This window comes from Streptomyces reniochalinae (assembly GCF_003323735.1).
Classification (GTDB): domain Bacteria; phylum Actinomycetota; class Actinomycetes; order Streptomycetales; family Streptomycetaceae; genus Streptomyces; species Streptomyces reniochalinae.
The window spans coordinates 208,908-224,913 of record NZ_QOIM01000034.1; the positions used below are offsets into that span (position 1 = coordinate 208,908).

Consider the following 16,006-nt stretch of genomic DNA (forward strand, 5'->3'; position numbering starts at 1 on the left):
CCGGCCCCTTCCCCCACCCCGTAGGTCAGAGAAGGAGAAGCACCATCATCGCGCGCACCACCCCCGCCCCGCTCACCGACCTGGCAAACCTCGCCGCGTCCGGCTCCCTGCCCGGTATTCTCCGCCAGCTCTCCGGACTGGGTGGCTGCACCAATCCCGTCCGCCTGGCCGGCCACCGCACCGAACACAACCTCGACACCACGACGGGTGAGATCGGCCCGGCCCTGCGACGCCTCGACTCCGCCGACCTTCCCGCGGGTGATCTCCTGGTCCGCTGCGGCAACCGCCGCACCACCCGCTGTGCGGCCTGTGCCGAGACCTACCGCCGCGACACCTTCCACCTCATCACCGCCGGACTACGCGGCGGCAAAGGCACCCCAGAAGAAGTCATTTCGCACCCGCGCGTGTTCGCGACCTTCACCGCCCCGAGCTTCGGCCCGGTCCACAACCGCCCCGGCACCCGCGCCTGCCGCTGCGGCCGGCACCACGCTGCCGACGATCCGGCGCTCGGGTCGCCGCTGGACCCGGAACGGTATGACTACGAGTCCGCGGTGCTCTGGAACGCCCACGCGGGCATGCTCTGGCGCCGCTTCACCATCCACCTCCGCCGCGAAATCGCACGCCGCGCCGGACTCACCCAACGGGAGCTTCCCGAACGTGCCCGGGTGTCCTTCGCGAAGGTCGCCGAGTACCAGAAGCGCGGCGTCGTCCACTTCCACGCCGTCATCCGCCTCGACGGCCCAGCCGGCGGGGAGACCCGCCCCCGCACTGGGCCTCCGCCGAGCTGCTGGGCGACGCCATCCGCGCCGCCGCCTCCCGCGCCGTCGTGCCCGGCCCCGTCCTCGACGGTCGCACGCACACGTTCGCCTTCGGCCGACAGCTCGACATCCGCACCATTCACGGACCCGACCTCGACGGCGGCCACGCCCTCACTGACCGCGCGGTCGCGGCCTACATCGCCAAGTACGCCACCAAGGGCGCCGAAACAGCCACCGGCACCCTGGACCGCCGCCTGCGCTTCGTCGCCGAACTGGCCACCCTCAACCTCCCACAGCACGCCGAACGGCTCATCCGCACCGCCTGGGCCCTCGGCGCACGCAAAGACCTCGCACACCTCCGCCTCCGCGCCTGGGCCCACATGCTCGGCTTCCGGGGCCACTTCTCCACCAAGACCCGCCGCTACTCCACCACCCTCGGCGCCCTCCGCACCGCCCGCGCTGAATGGCGCCGCCTGCAAGCCGCCATCGCACGCGGCGACGATCCACAGCCGGTGGACAGCGAGCAAACGACGCTCGTCCTCGCCCACTGGGCCTACGCCGGGACCGGCCTCACCCCCACCGAACAGTGGCTGTCCGCATCCCTCGCCGACGCCCCAACCACCCAAACCCCGGAAGGAGACAACGCCCGATGACGGCAACCACGACCAGCATCACGCCCAAGTGGCACACCACGGCCGAGGTCGCCGCCATGCTCGGCTTCGGCCTCTCCAAGACCAAGATGCTCGTCCTCACCGGGGAGATCCGCTCCGTCAAGGTCGGCCGTAACCGCCGCATCCTCCCGGCCTGGGTGGACGAGTACATCGACCGCTGTGCGGCCGAAGCTGAAGGCGTCGGCGCCGAGAGGTGGTCCGCATGAGCGGCAAGCGCGGCAACGGCGAAGGCTCCATCTACCCCTACCGCAACGGCGGCTTCGCCGCGTACGTCTGGGTCACCACCCCGGACGGCAAGCACAAGCGCAAGTACGTCTACGGCAAGACCCGCCCGGAGGTCCACGAGAAGTGGCTGAAGCTCCACAACGAGGCCAAGAAGGGCCCGGTGGCCACTCAGCACCGCACCGTGGCTGCCTTCCTCAACTACTGGCTGGCCTCGGTCGTGAAGCCCAACCTGGCGCCCCTGACGTACGTCGCGTACGAGGGTGCCGCTCGCCTCTACATCGTGCCCCGCCTCGGCCCCAAGCGGCTCGACAAGCTGACGGTCCGCGACGTGCGCGAGTGGCTGACGAAGCTCGCAGACACCTGCCAGTGCTGCGCCCAGCGCAAGGACGCCAAGCGTCGTCCGGAACGGCAACGCTGCTGCGCTGTTGGCGAGTGCTGTGAGCAGTATCCGAGCGGGCGCGTCGTCCAGATCGCCCGGGACACCCTCCGCGCGGCCCTGAGCCAGGCCGTGATCGAGGAGGAGATCCCGCGCAACGTCGCCAAGCTCGTACGCGTCCCGAAGCCCCGGCGCCGGAAGGTCAAGGCGTGGTCCGTCGGGGAAGCCAGCTGCTTCCTGGAGCACGCCGTCACCTCGGACGACCCGCTGTACGCCGCGTGGGTTCTGGCGCTCACTCTCGGGCTCCGGCGCGGTGAGATCCTCGGCCTCACGTGGGAGTCCATCGACTTCGACACCGGAGAGCTGTACATCGATCACCAGCTCCAGCGTGCGGGCCGTGAGGTCCTGCACCGGGAGACGAAGACGGAGGACTCGGAGGACTTCCTTCCCCTGCCGGAACTCTGCCTCGCAGCGCTGCGGCAGCGTCGCCAGCAGCAACAAGAGGACCGGGAAGCGGCCGGAGAGCTCTGGCAGGACGTGCATGGGCTGATCTTCACCACTCGCTACGGGACACCGATCGAGCCCGGCAACCTCACCCGGGCCTTCGCCGTCCGCATCCGCCAAGCCGGCGTCCGCGCGATCCCGCTCCGGAACACTCGGCACACCACCGGTTCGCTGCTCGTCGCGATGAAGGTGCACCCCAAGGTGGCGCAGCGGATCTTGCGGCACTCCAAGTTCACGATGACCTTCGACGTGTACTCGGAGGCCAGTGACGAGGAGATCCGCGAGGCGCTGCAACGGCTCTCCAAGGGCTTCGGGCCCAGCTCGGAAGCCTCGTAGCGGCCCGTAACGATCACCCCGGTTGCTGTACTTCGCTGCTGTACGGCACGAAAGAGGCCCCGCATCGATCATGATGCGGGGCCTCTGACCTGCGGAGCCGCCTGTCGGAGTCGAACCGACGACCTTCTGTTTACAAGACAGATGCTCTAACCAGCTGAGCTAAGGCGGCAGGGGTGCGCTCTCGCTCGTGCAGTGTACCCGGCGGTGGTTCGGGCTGGTCGGACTACTGACAAAAGACGGATCAGAGGCTAGCGTCCTGGCCAGGTCCACGCAGTGGACTACACCTCCCCCTTTACGACGGATCGTCCGGCACGTACCTGCCGGTGAAGGAGAAGAGAACATGGCCACGGTCACGTACGACAAGGCGACCCGGGTGTACCCCGGGGCGGAGACGCCCGCCGTCGATCAGCTCGAGATCGGGATCGAGGACGGCGAGTTCCTCGTCCTCGTCGGACCCTCCGGATGCGGAAAGTCCACGTCGCTGCGGATGCTCGCAGGGCTGGAGGACGTCAACGAGGGCAACATACGCATCGGTGACCGGGATGTGACCCACCTTCCGCCGAAGGACCGGGACATCGCGATGGTCTTCCAGAACTACGCGCTGTACCCGCACATGTCCGTGGCCGACAACATGGGCTTCGCCCTGAAGATCGCGGGCGTCCCGAAGGCGGACATCCGCAAGAAGGTGGAGGACGCGGCCAAGATCCTCGACCTCACCCAGTACCTGGACCGCAAGCCCAAGGCGCTCTCCGGCGGTCAGCGGCAGCGTGTCGCCATGGGGCGGGCCATCGTCCGTGAGCCGCAGGTCTTCCTCATGGACGAGCCCCTGTCCAACCTGGACGCCAAGCTGCGTGTCCAGACCCGTACGCAGATCGCGGGCCTCCAGCGCCGGCTCGGCATCACGACGGTGTACGTCACGCACGATCAGGTCGAGGCCATGACGATGGGCGACCGGGTCGCCGTCCTCAAGGACGGGCTGCTCCAGCAGGTCGACAGCCCGCGCCACATGTACGACCGTCCCGCCAACCTCTTCGTCGCGGGCTTCATCGGCTCCCCCGCCATGAACCTGGTGGAGGTCCCGATCACCGACGGCGGCGTCAAGTTCGGCAACAGCGTGGTGCCGGTGGAGCGGGACGCCGTGAAGGCCGCCGCGGACAAGGGTGACAAGACGGTCACGGTCGGCGTCCGGCCCGAGCACTTCGACCTCGTCAACGGCGAGAGCGGCGGCGACGGCGACAAGAAGCTCTCCAAGGGCGAGCACGCGGGTGTCCCGGTGACGGTGAACGTCGTCGAGGAGCTCGGCGCCGACGGGTACGTCTACGGCACCGCCGACATCGGTGGCGAGAAGAGCGACCTGGTGGTGCGCGTCTCGGGCCGCAGCGTTCCGGAGAAGGGCACCACGATCCACGTCGTGCCGCGCGCGGGCGAGTCCCACGTCTTCGCCACCTCCTCCGGCGAGCGCCTCAGCGACTGACCACCGGAGCACGGCTCAACAGCTCGGCGGCTCAGCGCCTCGCACCTCAGCAGCGTCGCTGTACGCGGTGGCTCGACGAAGGGCCGCGACGGGTTCACGCACCCGTCGCGGCCCTTCGTCGTCACCGGCCCCGTCGCGCCCCGCCTCGGCCGGCCCCACCGGCGTCAACGCGCGGCCCTCGCCTGACTCTTGCGTATGACGGCGCTCGAACAAACCGTGCAAGCAGTCGCCCGGAGTGGTGACACAATGTCGCCAAATCACTACCGGTCGCTACCATCACGGGCGTGAACCACGCAGCCCGCCGTATCGGCCGATCCCTCGCCCTTGTTCTCCCGGTCGTGCTCGTTCTGTCCGGGACACTCGCCGTCGCCCGCGTCCCATGGGCCGCCTCGCCCTCGGACACGCAACTGCTCACCGCGTCCTCGCACGAGGCGTCGTCGCGGGACGCCTCGACGCCCGCCTCGCCTCCCGCGTCCTCGTCCGGGCGAGAGCCCCAGGACGTGCTCCGCGACCGGCTCATCGCCGAGTTGCAGGAGCAGGACCCCGGGGTGGCGCTCAGCAGCCTTCAGCGCGCGATGACGCGCAAGCCGTCGCTCGCCCGGCACTGCACCTCGCTCGCACGGGCGCTGGGCAAGGCCGCCGTCCACAAGTACGGCGCCCAGCGGGCGCAGCGCTTCTCGCGTCCGGTCTGCGACACGTCGTTCGCGTACGGGGTCGCCCAGATGGGCTGAGGCCCCCGGCAGAGCCCCAGCAGAACCCAGCACAGCCCGGCTGCGCCCAGCGGAGCCCGGTGCCGCGCGCATAGGGTGCGGCCCATGACCCAGCATCCGACCCAGGCCGTGATCCTCGCCGGTGGGCAGGGATCACGGCTTCGGCCGTACACCGACGACCGCCCGAAGCCGATGGTGGAGATCCCCGGCACGGGAGTGCCGATCATCGGCCACCAGTTGGCGTGGCTCGCGGACGAAGGCGTCACCGACGTCGTCGTCTCCTCGGGTCACCTCGCCGAAGTGCTCGAGGAGTGGCTCGGCAAGGCCGAACTCCCCTGCCGTGTGACGACGGTGACCGAGCCCGAGCCCCTCGGGCGTGGCGGCGGGCTGAAGTTCGCGGCGCGCTCGCTGCCGCGTCCTGACGAGCCGTGGTACGCCACGAACGGTGACATCTGGACGCGCTTCTCGTTGCGCGAGATGGCCGCGTTCCACGCCGAGCGCGATGCCACGGCCACGCTGGCGCTGGCCCGGCCGCGTATTCCGTGGGGCGCCGTGGAGACGGACCAGTTCGGTCACGTCCTCGACTTCATCGAGGCGCCGCCCTCCCCGTATCTGATCAACGCGGGTGTCTACGTCTTCGCGCGGCGGTTCGCCGGGCTGCTGCCGGAGCGCGGTGACCACGAGCGCACCACGTTCCCCCGTCTCGCCCGCGAGCGGGCCCTGGCCGGTTATCCGCTTCCCCAGCGTTCGTACTGGCGGGCCATCGACACCGCGAAGGATCTGACGGAGGCGGCCAAGGAGCTCGCCGGCGAGCACGGCGGCTGACGACCGACGACGACGCGGGCGCGCCGCTACGCGCCCGCGTCCACGCGCCGCGCCACCGCGCGCAGACGCCGGACTCCAGACCCCAAGCCGCAGCCCCCGGGCACAGAACACAGAGCACGGACCGTACGCGTGAGGCCGTCGGCTCCGCCCCGGGTATCGCGAGATCCCGGGAAGGAGCCGACGGCCTCACACCTGTGCCCAGCAGGCCGCGCGGACTGCGTCAGCGGCCGCCCAGCAGGCCGCCCAGCGCACCGCGTCCGCCACTGCTGCCGCCGCCGTCGGAGGCGGAGGTGCCGCCGCCCGAGCCGGACGACGAGGTGCCGCCGGAGGGGGAGGACTGGCGGGAGAGGCCGTTGCCCGCGCTGCCGCTGCCCGTCGTCGCCTGGGGCTGCTGCGGCTGTTGTTGCTGCGGGGGCGGCGCGGTGGTGCCCTCCTGGGCGCCGGGGGCTGTGGTGCCCTGCTGGTCGCCCTGGGACGTCCCCTGGGTCCGGCCCTGGCTCGGGGTCGACTCCGGGCCGCTGGTGGCCCGGCCTTCGCCCGGCCGGGTCTCGTCTCCGGAGGGGTCGCGGTCCTCGCGCCGGGTGTCCGCGTCCCCGCGCCGCCCGTCCGCGCCGCCGTCGGGCCCCTGCGTGGCCTGGCCGGTGCCGGCGCCCTCCCCCGGGGTGCGGGGCATCGGTGAGCCGGGCAGCCGGTTGGTGGGCGTCTCGCCGCGGCCCGGGAGCGTGGTCGTCTGGGAGGAGCGGACGGCGCTGCCCAGCAGCGAGCCGACGAGCAGGGCGAGGCCGACGATCACCGAGGCGACGAGGGTACCCCGGCGCAGCACGCGGCGGCGCAGGTCCCACAGGGAGACGCGGGGGCCGAGCTTGCGCCAGGCCTCGCTCGCGAGCCTGCCGTCGACGGAGAAGACCGGGGCGCCCGCGATGATCAGCGGGCTCCAGGCGGCGAGGTAGATGATGTCGGGCGCCTCGTACGCGGGGACCGAGCTCCAGCTGACCGTCATCAGGAGGGCTGCCGACAGGAGTGCCCCGAGGCCGGCGGCGACCCGCTGCCACAGCCCGAAGATCGTCAGTACACCGACGACGACCTGGAGGAACGCCACGGTGAGCCCCGCGCCGACCGGGTGCGCCAGAGCGAAGTCACGCAGCGGGGAGGCGATCGTCCACGGTTCGAGGGAGCGCAGCCAGGTGACCATGGAGCCGCGTTCGCCGCCGTCGAAGTAGACGGGGTCGCACAGTTTGCCCATCCCGGCGTAGACGGTGATGAAGCCGAGGAAGACGCGCAGCGGGAGGAGGACGACGCCGAGGTTCATGCGGCGCCCGGGGTAGTAGGCGTGCCGCACGCCGTCGCGGCGCCGTCGTCCTTCGGTGTCCTGGCCGCGGTCCTCGGCGGTCTCGCCGGCCTGGGGGTCCTCGCCGTGCGGGCCGGGGTGGCCGATCGTGGTCAGGGGGCCCGTGGAGGCGCCGTCGTGGGGCCCGTACGGACCGTGCGGCCCGTGGCCGCGGTGACCGACGGTGCCGATCAGGGCGGTGTGGCCGGTGGAGCCGCCCCGCTCGCCGTACGCGCCGTACTCGTCGGACTCACCGTCGAAGGCGCCGCGCGTCGGGCGCACGCCCTTGAGCAGCGGTTCGCCCTGCGGCGGCAGCGGCGCGCCACCGGGTGGGACGGGTCGTCCGCTCTCGGACGGCTGGGGGCCGCGGGGCGGGCCGACCACGGTGGCAGGGCCGCCGCCGGCGCCGCCGCGCGGGGGCGCGCCGTCGACGCGGGGGAGCGTCTGCGTGGACGAGGGGTCGGTCTCGGTGCCCGCGGGCCCCGCGAAGCCGACGAGCCCTGCGGTGCGGGCGGCCTGGATCACCTTCGTGGCGCCGGTGTCGTCCGGCTCGGCGCCGCCGCTCCAGACCACGGGCGTGCGGCGGCGGGCCGCCCGTGCGGCGCCGGGAGCGCCCGCGGGTCCCGCGGCGGCGGAGCGGCGGCCACTGGCGGCCACTCCGCCGCCGGCGGCGACCGGCAGGGGCTCGGTGTCCTCGAACGCGGGGCCGTGCCCGGCGCCGCTTCCCGCACCGGCCATCCCCCCTCCCGCGCGGGCCGCCGGGTAAGCGGCGCCGACGGGGAGGGCGGTGGCGGGCGTGAGGGACGCGGCGGAGGCCGCGGACGCCAGGGCGGCGCGCGCGGCTACGGAGGAGGAGTACGCGGACGGCGCCGTCGAGGACGCACCGAGCCGCACTCGGAAACTCGCGTGATTGACGACCACCTCAGCGGGGTCGGACGGGACCTTGACCGTGCTCAGCACCGGCTCGTCGTCGAAGAAACCGCGGGGGCTTCCCCCTGGGCTGTGCCCAGAGCCGCGGCCCGAAGCGCCGGGTGCGCGGGGTGTTCTGGTGTCCACACTCATCTAACCGAGTGACGGACGGTTAGGACACTGCCTTGACCACGCCGATCTGTCGGAGGCCCGTCAAGTGATCATCGGCCCCGGCGGCCGCCGGGGCCCGCGCCCCGCGCCGGTGGCTGCGCGCGCCCGGATCAGGCGCGCCGCCGCGCCGCCTCGTAGAGGACGACGCCCGCCGCGACACCCGCGTTCAGCGACTCGGCGCCGCCCGGCATCGGGATGCGCACGCGCAGGTCGCACGTCTCCCCCACCAGCCGGGACAGGCCCTTGCCCTCGCTGCCGACGACGACCACGAGCGGACCGTCGAGCGCGGCGACGTCCCCCAGTTCGACGTCCCCGTCCGCGGCCAGCCCGATCACCGTCAGGCCGGCCTTCTGGTACGACTCCAGCGCACGGGTGAGGTTGGTGGCGCGCGCCACCGGCGTACGCGCCGCGGTGCCGGCCGACGTCTTCCACGCCCCCGCCGTCATCCCGGCCGCACGGCGCTCGGGAACGACCACACCGTGCCCGCCGAACGCGGAGGCGGAGCGGACGACGGCGCCCAGGTTGCGCGGGTCCGTCACCCCGTCGAGCGCGACGATCAGCGGGTCCTCGCCGCGGTCGAACGCGGCGGCCGCCAGGTCCTCGGGGTGCGCGTACTCGTACGGCGGCACCTGGAGAACCAGGCCCTGGTGGTTGAGGCCGTTCGTCATCCGGTCCAGCTCCGGCCTGGGCGCCTCGACCAGCCGGATGCCGCCCCGGTCACCGGCGACGCGGACGGCCTCGCGCACCCGGTCGTCGTTGTCGATGAACTGCTGGACGTACAGGGCGTTCGCCGGGACGCCCTCGCTGAGGGCCTCCACCACCGAGTTGCGGCCCACGACCAGTTCGGAGGTGCCCTTGCCGCCCCGGGGGCCGCCGCGCTGCGGACGGCCCTGGGTACGGCGCGCCTTGGCCTGCGCGGCGCGCTGCTTGGCGTGGCCCTTGCGCATCTCGGCGGGCGGCGTCGGGCCCTTGCCCTCCAGGCCTCGGCGGCGCTGTCCTCCGCTGCCGACCTGCGGGCCCTTCTTCTTCCCGGGCATGGGTACCTACCTTGCTCACGTTGACGGTGCGGGCCGCGGCCACGAGGCGGCGCGCGGTGCGGACCGCGCCGCGGGTTCGCGGACGCGGTCGTGGTTCGGATGTGCGTACGGCCTGTCAACGGTACCGGTACTCGGCCCCGGGCCGCCCGGCCTCGCGCATTCCCCGTTCGCGCGGAGGCGGGCGCGTCCCGGGGACCGCACCGTTGGGCGGGGCCGGGGCCCCTCAGTCCGTGGTCAGCTCCCAGCGGGGGCCCGAGGGGGTGTCCTCGATCGTCAGGCCGGCGCGCTGGAGATCGTCACGCAGCGCGTCGGCAGCGGCGTAGTCCTTGCGCTGCCTGGCGGCCTGCCGCTGCTGGAGCACCAGGCCGACCAGGGAGTCCACCACGGAGTGCAGGCCGGCCCCCTCCTGCTGCGCACCGCCCGACCACGACGGGTCGAGGGGGTCCATTCCCAGGACGCCGAGCATGGCCCGCACCTCGGCGACCGCCGTGGCGACGGCGGCCTTGTCGCCCTCGCCCAGCGCGGCGTTCCCCTGCCGGACGGTGGTGTGGACGACAGCCAGCGCCTGCGGTACGGCGAAGTCGTCGTCCATGGCCTCGGCGAACGCGTCGGGGACGCGGGCGTCCTGTGCCACGTCCCCGACGAGCTCGGTCCCGCGCTGGAGGAAACCCTCGACGCGGGCGAACGCCGCGTCGGCCTCGCGCAGGGACTCCGGGCTGTACTCGATGGTGGAGCGGTAGTGCGGGCCGCCCAGGTAGTAACGCAGGACGAGGGGACGCCACTGCTTGACCATCTCGCTGACCAGCACCGAGTTGCCCAGCGACTTGCTCATCTTCTCGCCGCTCATGGTGACCCAGGCGTTGTGCGCCCAGTAGCGGGCGAACTCGTCGCCGAAGGCGCGGGACTGGGCGATCTCGTTCTCGTGGTGCGGGAAGACGAGGTCGACGCCGCCGCCGTGGATGTCGAAGACGCGGCCGAGGTACTTGTGCGCCATCGCGGAGCACTCCAGGTGCCAGCCGGGGCGGCCGGGTCCGAAGGGCGTCTCCCAGAACGGTTCACCGGGCTTGGCGGCCTTCCACATGGCGAAGTCGCGGGGGTCGCGCTTGCCCGTCTCGCCCTCGCCCGCCGGCTGACGGAGGTTGTCGAGGTCCTGGTTGGACAGGGCGAGGTACTCCGGGAAGGAGCGGACGTCGAAGTAGACGTTGCCGTCGGCGGTGTAGGCGTGGCCGCGGTCGATGAGGACGCGCATCATCTCGACCATCTCGGGGATGTGCCCGGTGGCGCGCGGCTCGCCCGTGGGCGGCAGGCAGCCGAGGGCGTCGTAGGCGGCGTTGAAGGCGCGTTCGTTCGCGTAGCCGATCGCCCACCAGGGGCGTCCCTGTTCGGCGGCCTTCGCGATGATCTTGTCGTCGATGTCGGTGACGTTGCGGACGAACGTCACCGCGTAGCCGCGGTAGGCGAACCAGCGGCGCATGATGTCGAAGTTCAGGCCCGAACGGATGTGCCCGATGTGCGGGGCGGCCTGCACGGTGGCGCCACACAGGTAGATCGAGACACAGCCGGGCTCGAGCGGGCTGAAGTCGCGGATCTGCCGGGCGCTGGTGTCGTACAGGCGAAGAGTCACGGGGTCAAGGGTAGTAGCCCGCGGCGGTCCCCCCGTGCCCCTCCCGGGGAAGCATCCGCGCACCGGCCCCGGCGTCCCCTCAGCCCGCCCGGCCGACGAACCCGACGCACGGCACCGCCGCGATCACCGAGGCGGTCCCCTGCGCGTACCCCGGCCACAGGAGCCCGGCGATGCGCAGGACGCATCCGGCCAGCACCACGGGGCGCGGCCCGTACCGGTCGGTGAGCGCGCCTCCGGCGACGAACAGCCCCTGCTGGCTGCACGTCCGCAGCCCCAGCACGAGGCCGACCAGCCAGCCCCCCATGCCCAGCGCCCCGCCCAGGTGCTCGGCCAGGTAGGGCAGGACGGCGAAGAACCCGATGTGGAACGCCGGCTGCGTGGCGTCGAGCAGCCGTACGAACGGCGGCAGTGCGCGTATGTCGGCCGGCGAGCCCGAAGAGGTGCGGGGGCGCAACCGCGCCGCACCGCGCGGGCCGGGTGCGGCGGCGCACCCGCGTCACCCGGCCTCACCCTCACGGGGCACGCGCGGCGCCCGGGGCGTCCTGTTTCCCCGCGCCGTGGAGGTCAACGTGCCCGCCGCCACGGCCAGGACGCCGACCACGGCGAGGCCGGCGGCGGGCGCGAGGACGGCCCAGGGGGCGCGCTCGGCGTACGGCATGTTCTCCGAGAGCATGCGGCCCCATTCGGGGGCGGGCGGTTCGGCGCCAAGGCCCAGGAAGCCGAGGGAGGCGAGGGCGAGGGCCAGCGCGGGGACGCGGAGGAGGGCGTGCCGCACGACGGGGGGCAGCACGCCGGGCAGTACGTGGCGGCGCAGCAGGTGCCACCGTCCCGCGCCGAGTGCGACGGCGCCCTCCACGTGGGCGGCGGCGCGCTCCTGCTCGAACAGCGCGGCGGTGTGGGCGGCCAGCGGCGCCCAGGCGACGACGGCGACGGCCGCGGCCGCACCGAGCGCGCCGGGGCCCGCGATGCCGGCGACGACCAGTCCGGCGATGACCGGCGGGAGGGCGTTGACGACCTCCCGCAGGCCCTCCGTCCAGCGGGTCAGCACCCCGAGCGCCACCCCGGCGACGAGGGTGACGGCAGCGACCGCGACGGCCGTCAGTGCGGTGCGGGCGGCGCCGTGCCCGATCCTGGCGAGGAGGTCGCGGCCGAGCGCGTCGGTGCCCAGCGGGTGTGCCGCGCCGGGGGCGGCGAGCCGGGCGGCGGTGTCGACGTGCAGCGGGTCGCGGGTCATGCCGCAGGCGACGGTCGCCGCCAGCAGGGCGGCCAGGAGCCCGGCCGACCAGGCCAGGGCGCGGGAAGGGGGCAGGTGGGGGCGGCGGAGCGCGGGCAGCGCCCCGGCGTCCAGCGCGGGGCCGAGTGCGGCGCGCCGCACGCCCCGCACTCCGGCACCGACGGCCAGTCCCAGCGCGAGCAGCAGCAGGACGCAGGTCTGGAGAACGGGCAGGTCCTGGGCGAGAGCGGCCTTGAGCGCCGTCCCGCCGAGCCCGGGAATGGCGAAGAGGGTCTCGACGGCGACGGCGCCGCCGGTGAGGCCGACGACGACGAACCCGAACTGCGGCAGCAGCGGCGGCAGTACGCGGCGCAGCGCGTGCCGGGCGAGGCGAAGGGGCGGGACGCCGTAGGCGACGTTCGTGCGGACCCACTCCTCGGCGAAGGCGCCGGGCAGCGCGTCGTCGAGGAGCCGTCCCAGCAGGGCGCCCGCGGGGATGCCCATGGCGAGCGCGGGCAGCACGGCGGTGGCGACGGGCTCGTCACCGCCCCAGCCCAGGGGCGGGAACCAGCCGAGCCGCACCGCGAAGAGCGTCGCGAGGACGGCCGCGAGCAGGAACTCGGGCAGCGCCGCCAGTACCGCGCCGAGCGCCCCGGCGCGCGCGGTGGGGCGCTTGCGGCCGGTTCCGCGCGCCCCTGCCGCCAGGGTGCGGCAGCCGAGAGCCGTCGCCAGCAGCGCGGCGACGGCGAGGGAGACGCCCATGAGCGTCAGGGAGACGCCGAGCGCCGCGAGCGCGTCGGGGCTCACCGGCTGCCCTGAGACCCAGGAGGTGCCGAGGTCGCCGTGCGCCACCCCCGCGGCCCATGCGCCGAGCAGCCGCAGCGGCCCCGCGTCCAGCCCGGCCTCCGCGCGGATGGCGGCCAGCGCGTCGGGCGTGGGCGCGCGGTCGGCGTAGCGCGCGTGCAGGATCGTGCGGGCCGGATCGGTGCGCGTCAGCCAGGGCAGCAGCCCGATGACGAGCAGGACCCCGAGCGCGGCGAGCATCCGCCCCGCCCATATCTGCAACCCCCGTACGGGCCGGACGGTAAGCCGTCGTCCCGCCGGAGCCCGCGGACCCCGCGCGGCCCCGGAGGGCGAACGGCCCCGCCCCCGGACGGCGGTTCCCGTCGTACCCTCGGCCACCGAGGGGTGCGTACCCACGCGTCTCACGCGCGGCTCACCCGCGGTGGGTGTCGGCGGTGACCAACGTGCGCTCCGTCGGATCGAGGGAGACACCCTCGACGTCGTCGGCGACGCCCTGGATGAAGCGCTCGTGCAGCAGCGGGACCACGGCGTCCGTCCGCAGGATCTCCGCCTCGGCCGCCATCTCCGCGCGCTGCCGCGCTGCCGTGTCCTCGGTGCCGGCCGCCTTGTTGACGGCCTCGTCGACGTCCTTGTCGCACAGCTGCGACATGTTGAACGAGCCCTCGCAGGTGAAGTCGGACTCCATGTACGAGACCGGGTCACCGGTGTCGAGCAGCGTGTTGCGGGCCTGGACGAAGACGTCGTACTTGCCCGCGAGCGCGTCCGCCTCCATCCGCGCGTAGTCGCGCACCACCTGCTTGACCTCGAACCCCGCCTTCTCGAACTGCTGCTGGGCAGCGGTGACGACCTCCGGCAGCTCAGGGCGGTTGCTGTAGGTGGCGAGCGTGATCGTCGGCGCCTTCTTCACCTGCGCCCTGGAAGCGGCCTTCGCCCGCCCCTCGGCCGGCACCCGCTTGTCCCGCGCCCACTTCACGCCGGGCCCGAGCAGCCCCTCGGGCTCGTCCGCGTAGCCCTCGTAGACGCCCTTGATCAGAGCTTTGCTGTCCAGGGCGGCACGGGCGGCGGCGCGCAGCCGCGCGTCCTTGAGGGGACCGCGCGCGGTGTTCATGTACAGGCTGTTGGTGCGCGCCGTGGGCACCTCGTGCACCTGGCTCTTCTCCAGCACCGACGCCTGCGAGACCGGCACGTACTCGGCGATGTCGGTGCTGCCGGCCCGCAGCGCGTTGGCGCGGGTCGTGCCGTTCGCCGTGAACGTCACGTCCACGCCCGGGGCCTTGGCCCTGCCGCCCCAGTAGCCGTCGTAGCGGTCCAGCTTCGCGCGGACCGTCCCCTCGATTTTCGTCAGGGTGAACGGGCCCGTCGCATGCCCCGCGACGGTCACCTTGTCGCCCTTGCCGTACGCCTGTGGCGACAACACCGCGAGGGAGGGGTTGGCCAGCCGCTGGGGCAGCAACGCGTCCGGCTCACTGCTGGTCACGGCCACCGTGTCCGCGTCCTTCGCCCGCGCGGACAGCTTCCCCGCGTCGCTGAGCACACGCGGCTGCGGGGACGCCTTCGTGGCCGCCGTCAGGGAGCGGACCACCGCCTCGGCCGTCACCTTCTTCCCGTCCTGGAACCTGGCCTTCCGCAGCTGGAACGTCCACGTGCGGTCCCGCTGGGAGGACTTCCACGACGCCGCCAGCGCGGGCTTCGCCTCGCCCGAGGAATCCAGCCTGGTCAGCCCCTCGATGACGGAAAGCCTGCTGAGGGTGACCGCGTCGTCCCCGTACGGGGACATCGCCTGGGCCGGCGGGAACGCCATGGAGACCCGCAGCCGGTCACCGGACGAGCCGCTGTTCCCGCCGCCGCAGGCGGTGAGGGTCAGCGCGCCGACGACGGTGAGGAGCACGGCGGTGGGCGGCGCCGCCGTGGCGGCACGGCGGCGTGCCTCAGGAGCGCGGGGATTCGGCCTGGCGGCGCGGTCGGATCTGGCGGCGCGGCGGTCGGGCCTGGCGGCGCGGCGTATGTGGGGCATGGGTCGGACTCTACCTGGAAGCGATTTTCAACAAGCGGTGGCGGTCAGCGGGGCGCCCACGGGCTCACCCGCGGGCTCCCCCACCGAGGGCGCGGGGACCGGCAGCTCGAAGTGGACGATGCCCTGCCCGCCGCCCGGCAGCTCCCGCTCGTCACACACGACCGTCGCCAACGACCGCCAGAACGGCTCGGCCCCCGGCACCGCAGGATCCGTGTGCAGGTAGACCGCCTCGTAACCGCCCGCCTCCGCGACGAACGCCGACAGCTCACGCACCATCGCCCGGGCGATCCCGAGACGGCGGTGCGTCGGACGCACATAGATCCGGCACAGCTGCGCGGTGCTCCGCGACGGGAAACGCTCCGCGACCCACGGCGGATTCGGCGGCGCCTGCGGGCCCTGGTCACGGACCGCGCCCGTGCCCACGACCTCGCCGCTCGCCTCGTCGAGAGCGACGAGCAGCGTGCGGCGACGCGGACGCAGATACGTGCCCTCGATGTCGATGATGTCCCGGTGCCAGCGCGGCACGTACCCCGACCGCAGATCGCCGTAGACGGTGTCCAGCATGACGCTGCGCGCGGCATCGACATCAGCGGAGGCGGCGGTACGCAATACGTAAGACATCCCGTCAACTGTAACTGCGACCGCTTCGCAACAACGCACCCACCGCAGCGGGGGTCGCCGGGCACGCCCGGCGACCGTCAACCGGGGCGGCCGGTTCCGGCCGCCGCCACGTCCGCCGTGTCCGCGGCCGCCCCCTTCCGGCGCAGCCGGGTCGTGCGCGCCGCACGACAGTCACCCCGTGGCCGCCGGTTCCGGCCGTCGCCCACGACCGCCGTGGCTCCGCGCCACAACGCGCACACCCCACACGATCGGGGCGTGCGCGCCCGGCGGCAGTCGGCCGGTGGCGGCCGGTTCAGACCGCCGAACACGGCCGTCGTGGCTCCTCGCCGCTGCGGCGGGAAGAAGGGGCTCCCACTGCCGTGGCGGGAAGAAGGGACCCCACTGCCCGTGGCGGGAAGAAAAGGTTT

At 73.4% G+C, this 16,006-nt stretch carries 11 protein-coding genes, 1 tRNA gene and 2 pseudogenes; 6 read left to right on the plus strand and 8 right to left on the minus strand.

Annotated features, from left to right (window positions below; genetic code table 11):
• The first annotated feature begins 164 nt into the window (after window positions 1-164).
• From DQ392_RS15565 to DQ392_RS15575, 3 genes and pseudogenes are all read left to right on the plus strand, one after another.
• Window positions 165-1,411, plus strand: a pseudogene (locus DQ392_RS15565) (replication initiator).
• Complete coding sequence (locus DQ392_RS15570; protein WP_114016195.1) at window positions 1,408-1,635, plus strand: excisionase family DNA-binding protein; 228 nt, start codon at window positions 1,408-1,410, stop codon at window positions 1,633-1,635. The pseudogene DQ392_RS15565 and the gene DQ392_RS15570 overlap by 4 nt, the downstream one beginning before the upstream one ends.
• Window positions 1,632-2,870, plus strand: a complete 1,239-nt coding sequence (locus DQ392_RS15575) for a tyrosine-type recombinase/integrase (protein WP_114016196.1) — start codon at window positions 1,632-1,634, stop codon at window positions 2,868-2,870. Before DQ392_RS15570 ends, DQ392_RS15575 begins: the two co-directional genes overlap by 4 nt.
• Before the next feature lie 95 nt (window positions 2,871-2,965).
• Here DQ392_RS15575 and DQ392_RS15580 read toward each other — a convergent pair.
• Window positions 2,966-3,039 (minus strand) — tRNA-Thr (locus DQ392_RS15580).
• 171 nt (window positions 3,040-3,210) lie between these two features.
• On the opposite strand from DQ392_RS15580, the gene DQ392_RS15585 reads away from it, so the two are divergent.
• From DQ392_RS15585 to DQ392_RS15595, 3 genes are all read left to right on the plus strand, one after another.
• The gene (locus DQ392_RS15585; protein ID WP_114016197.1) at window positions 3,211-4,344 is read left to right on the plus strand and encodes an ABC transporter ATP-binding protein; all 1,134 of its coding nucleotides are present in this window, start codon (window positions 3,211-3,213) and stop codon (window positions 4,342-4,344) included.
• Window positions 4,345-4,628: 284 nt separating this feature from the next.
• Complete coding sequence (locus tag DQ392_RS15590; RefSeq protein ID WP_114016198.1) at window positions 4,629-5,075, plus strand: hypothetical protein; 447 nt, start codon at window positions 4,629-4,631, stop codon at window positions 5,073-5,075.
• Window positions 5,076-5,159: 84 nt separating this feature from the next.
• Window positions 5,160-5,879: a nucleotidyltransferase family protein gene (locus DQ392_RS15595; RefSeq protein WP_114016199.1), complete on the plus strand. Its 720-nt coding sequence runs from the start codon at window positions 5,160-5,162 to the stop codon at window positions 5,877-5,879.
• A 220-nt stretch (window positions 5,880-6,099) separates the two neighbouring features.
• Here the strand turns inward: DQ392_RS15595 and DQ392_RS15600 are convergent, their stop codons facing one another.
• The 7 genes and pseudogenes from DQ392_RS15600 to DQ392_RS15630 all read right to left on the minus strand — a co-directional run bounded on the left by DQ392_RS15600 (window position 6,100) and on the right by DQ392_RS15630 (window position 15,599).
• Complete coding sequence (locus tag DQ392_RS15600) at window positions 6,100-8,268, minus strand: DoxX family protein (RefSeq protein ID WP_114016200.1); 2,169 nt, start codon at window positions 8,266-8,268, stop codon at window positions 6,100-6,102.
• 128 nt (window positions 8,269-8,396) lie between these two features.
• Complete coding sequence (gene rlmB / locus DQ392_RS15605; RefSeq protein ID WP_114016201.1) at window positions 8,397-9,323, minus strand: 23S rRNA (guanosine(2251)-2'-O)-methyltransferase RlmB; 927 nt, start codon at window positions 9,321-9,323, stop codon at window positions 8,397-8,399.
• 223 nt (window positions 9,324-9,546) lie between these two features.
• Window positions 9,547-10,947 (minus strand): cysteine--tRNA ligase, encoded by a 1,401-nt coding sequence (gene cysS, locus DQ392_RS15610; protein WP_114016202.1) that lies wholly within the window; start codon window positions 10,945-10,947, stop codon window positions 9,547-9,549.
• A gap of 97 nt (window positions 10,948-11,044) precedes the next feature.
• A pseudogene (locus DQ392_RS15615) lies at window positions 11,045-11,401 on the minus strand (MFS transporter); the annotation flags it as partial.
• Between the two features lie 42 nt (window positions 11,402-11,443).
• Window positions 11,444-13,225: an ABC transporter permease subunit gene (locus tag DQ392_RS15620; RefSeq protein WP_114016203.1), complete on the minus strand. Its 1,782-nt coding sequence runs from the start codon at window positions 13,223-13,225 to the stop codon at window positions 11,444-11,446.
• Between the two features lie 151 nt (window positions 13,226-13,376).
• Window positions 13,377-14,978 carry an ABC transporter substrate-binding protein gene (locus tag DQ392_RS15625; protein WP_245981508.1) on the minus strand — a complete coding sequence of 534 codons (1,602 nt, stop codon included), beginning with the start codon at window positions 14,976-14,978 and terminating at the stop codon, window positions 13,377-13,379.
• 27 nt (window positions 14,979-15,005) lie between these two features.
• Window positions 15,006-15,599 carry a GNAT family N-acetyltransferase gene (locus DQ392_RS15630; protein WP_114016204.1) on the minus strand — a complete coding sequence of 198 codons (594 nt, stop codon included), beginning with the start codon at window positions 15,597-15,599 and terminating at the stop codon, window positions 15,006-15,008.
• Window positions 15,600-16,006 lie beyond the last annotated feature (407 nt).

Coding starts and splice junctions, on each gene's coding strand:
- DQ392_RS15570 (WP_114016195.1), top strand. CDS start 1,408: ATGACGGCAACCACGACCAGCATCACGCCCAAGTGGCACACCACGGCC.
- DQ392_RS15575 (WP_114016196.1), top strand. CDS start 1,632: ATGAGCGGCAAGCGCGGCAACGGCGAAGGCTCCATCTACCCCTACCGC.
- DQ392_RS15585 (WP_114016197.1), top strand. CDS start 3,211: ATGGCCACGGTCACGTACGACAAGGCGACCCGGGTGTACCCCGGGGCG.
- DQ392_RS15595 (WP_114016199.1), top strand. CDS start 5,160: ATGACCCAGCATCCGACCCAGGCCGTGATCCTCGCCGGTGGGCAGGGA.
- DQ392_RS15600 (WP_114016200.1), bottom strand. CDS start 8,268: ATGAGTGTGGACACCAGAACACCCCGCGCACCCGGCGCTTCGGGCCGC.
- rlmB (WP_114016201.1), bottom strand. CDS start 9,323: ATGCCCGGGAAGAAGAAGGGCCCGCAGGTCGGCAGCGGAGGACAGCGC.
- DQ392_RS15625 (WP_245981508.1), bottom strand. CDS start 14,978: ATGCCCCACATACGCCGCGCCGCCAGGCCCGACCGCCGCGCCGCCAGA.
- DQ392_RS15630 (WP_114016204.1), bottom strand. CDS start 15,599: ATGTCTTACGTATTGCGTACCGCCGCCTCCGCTGATGTCGATGCCGCG.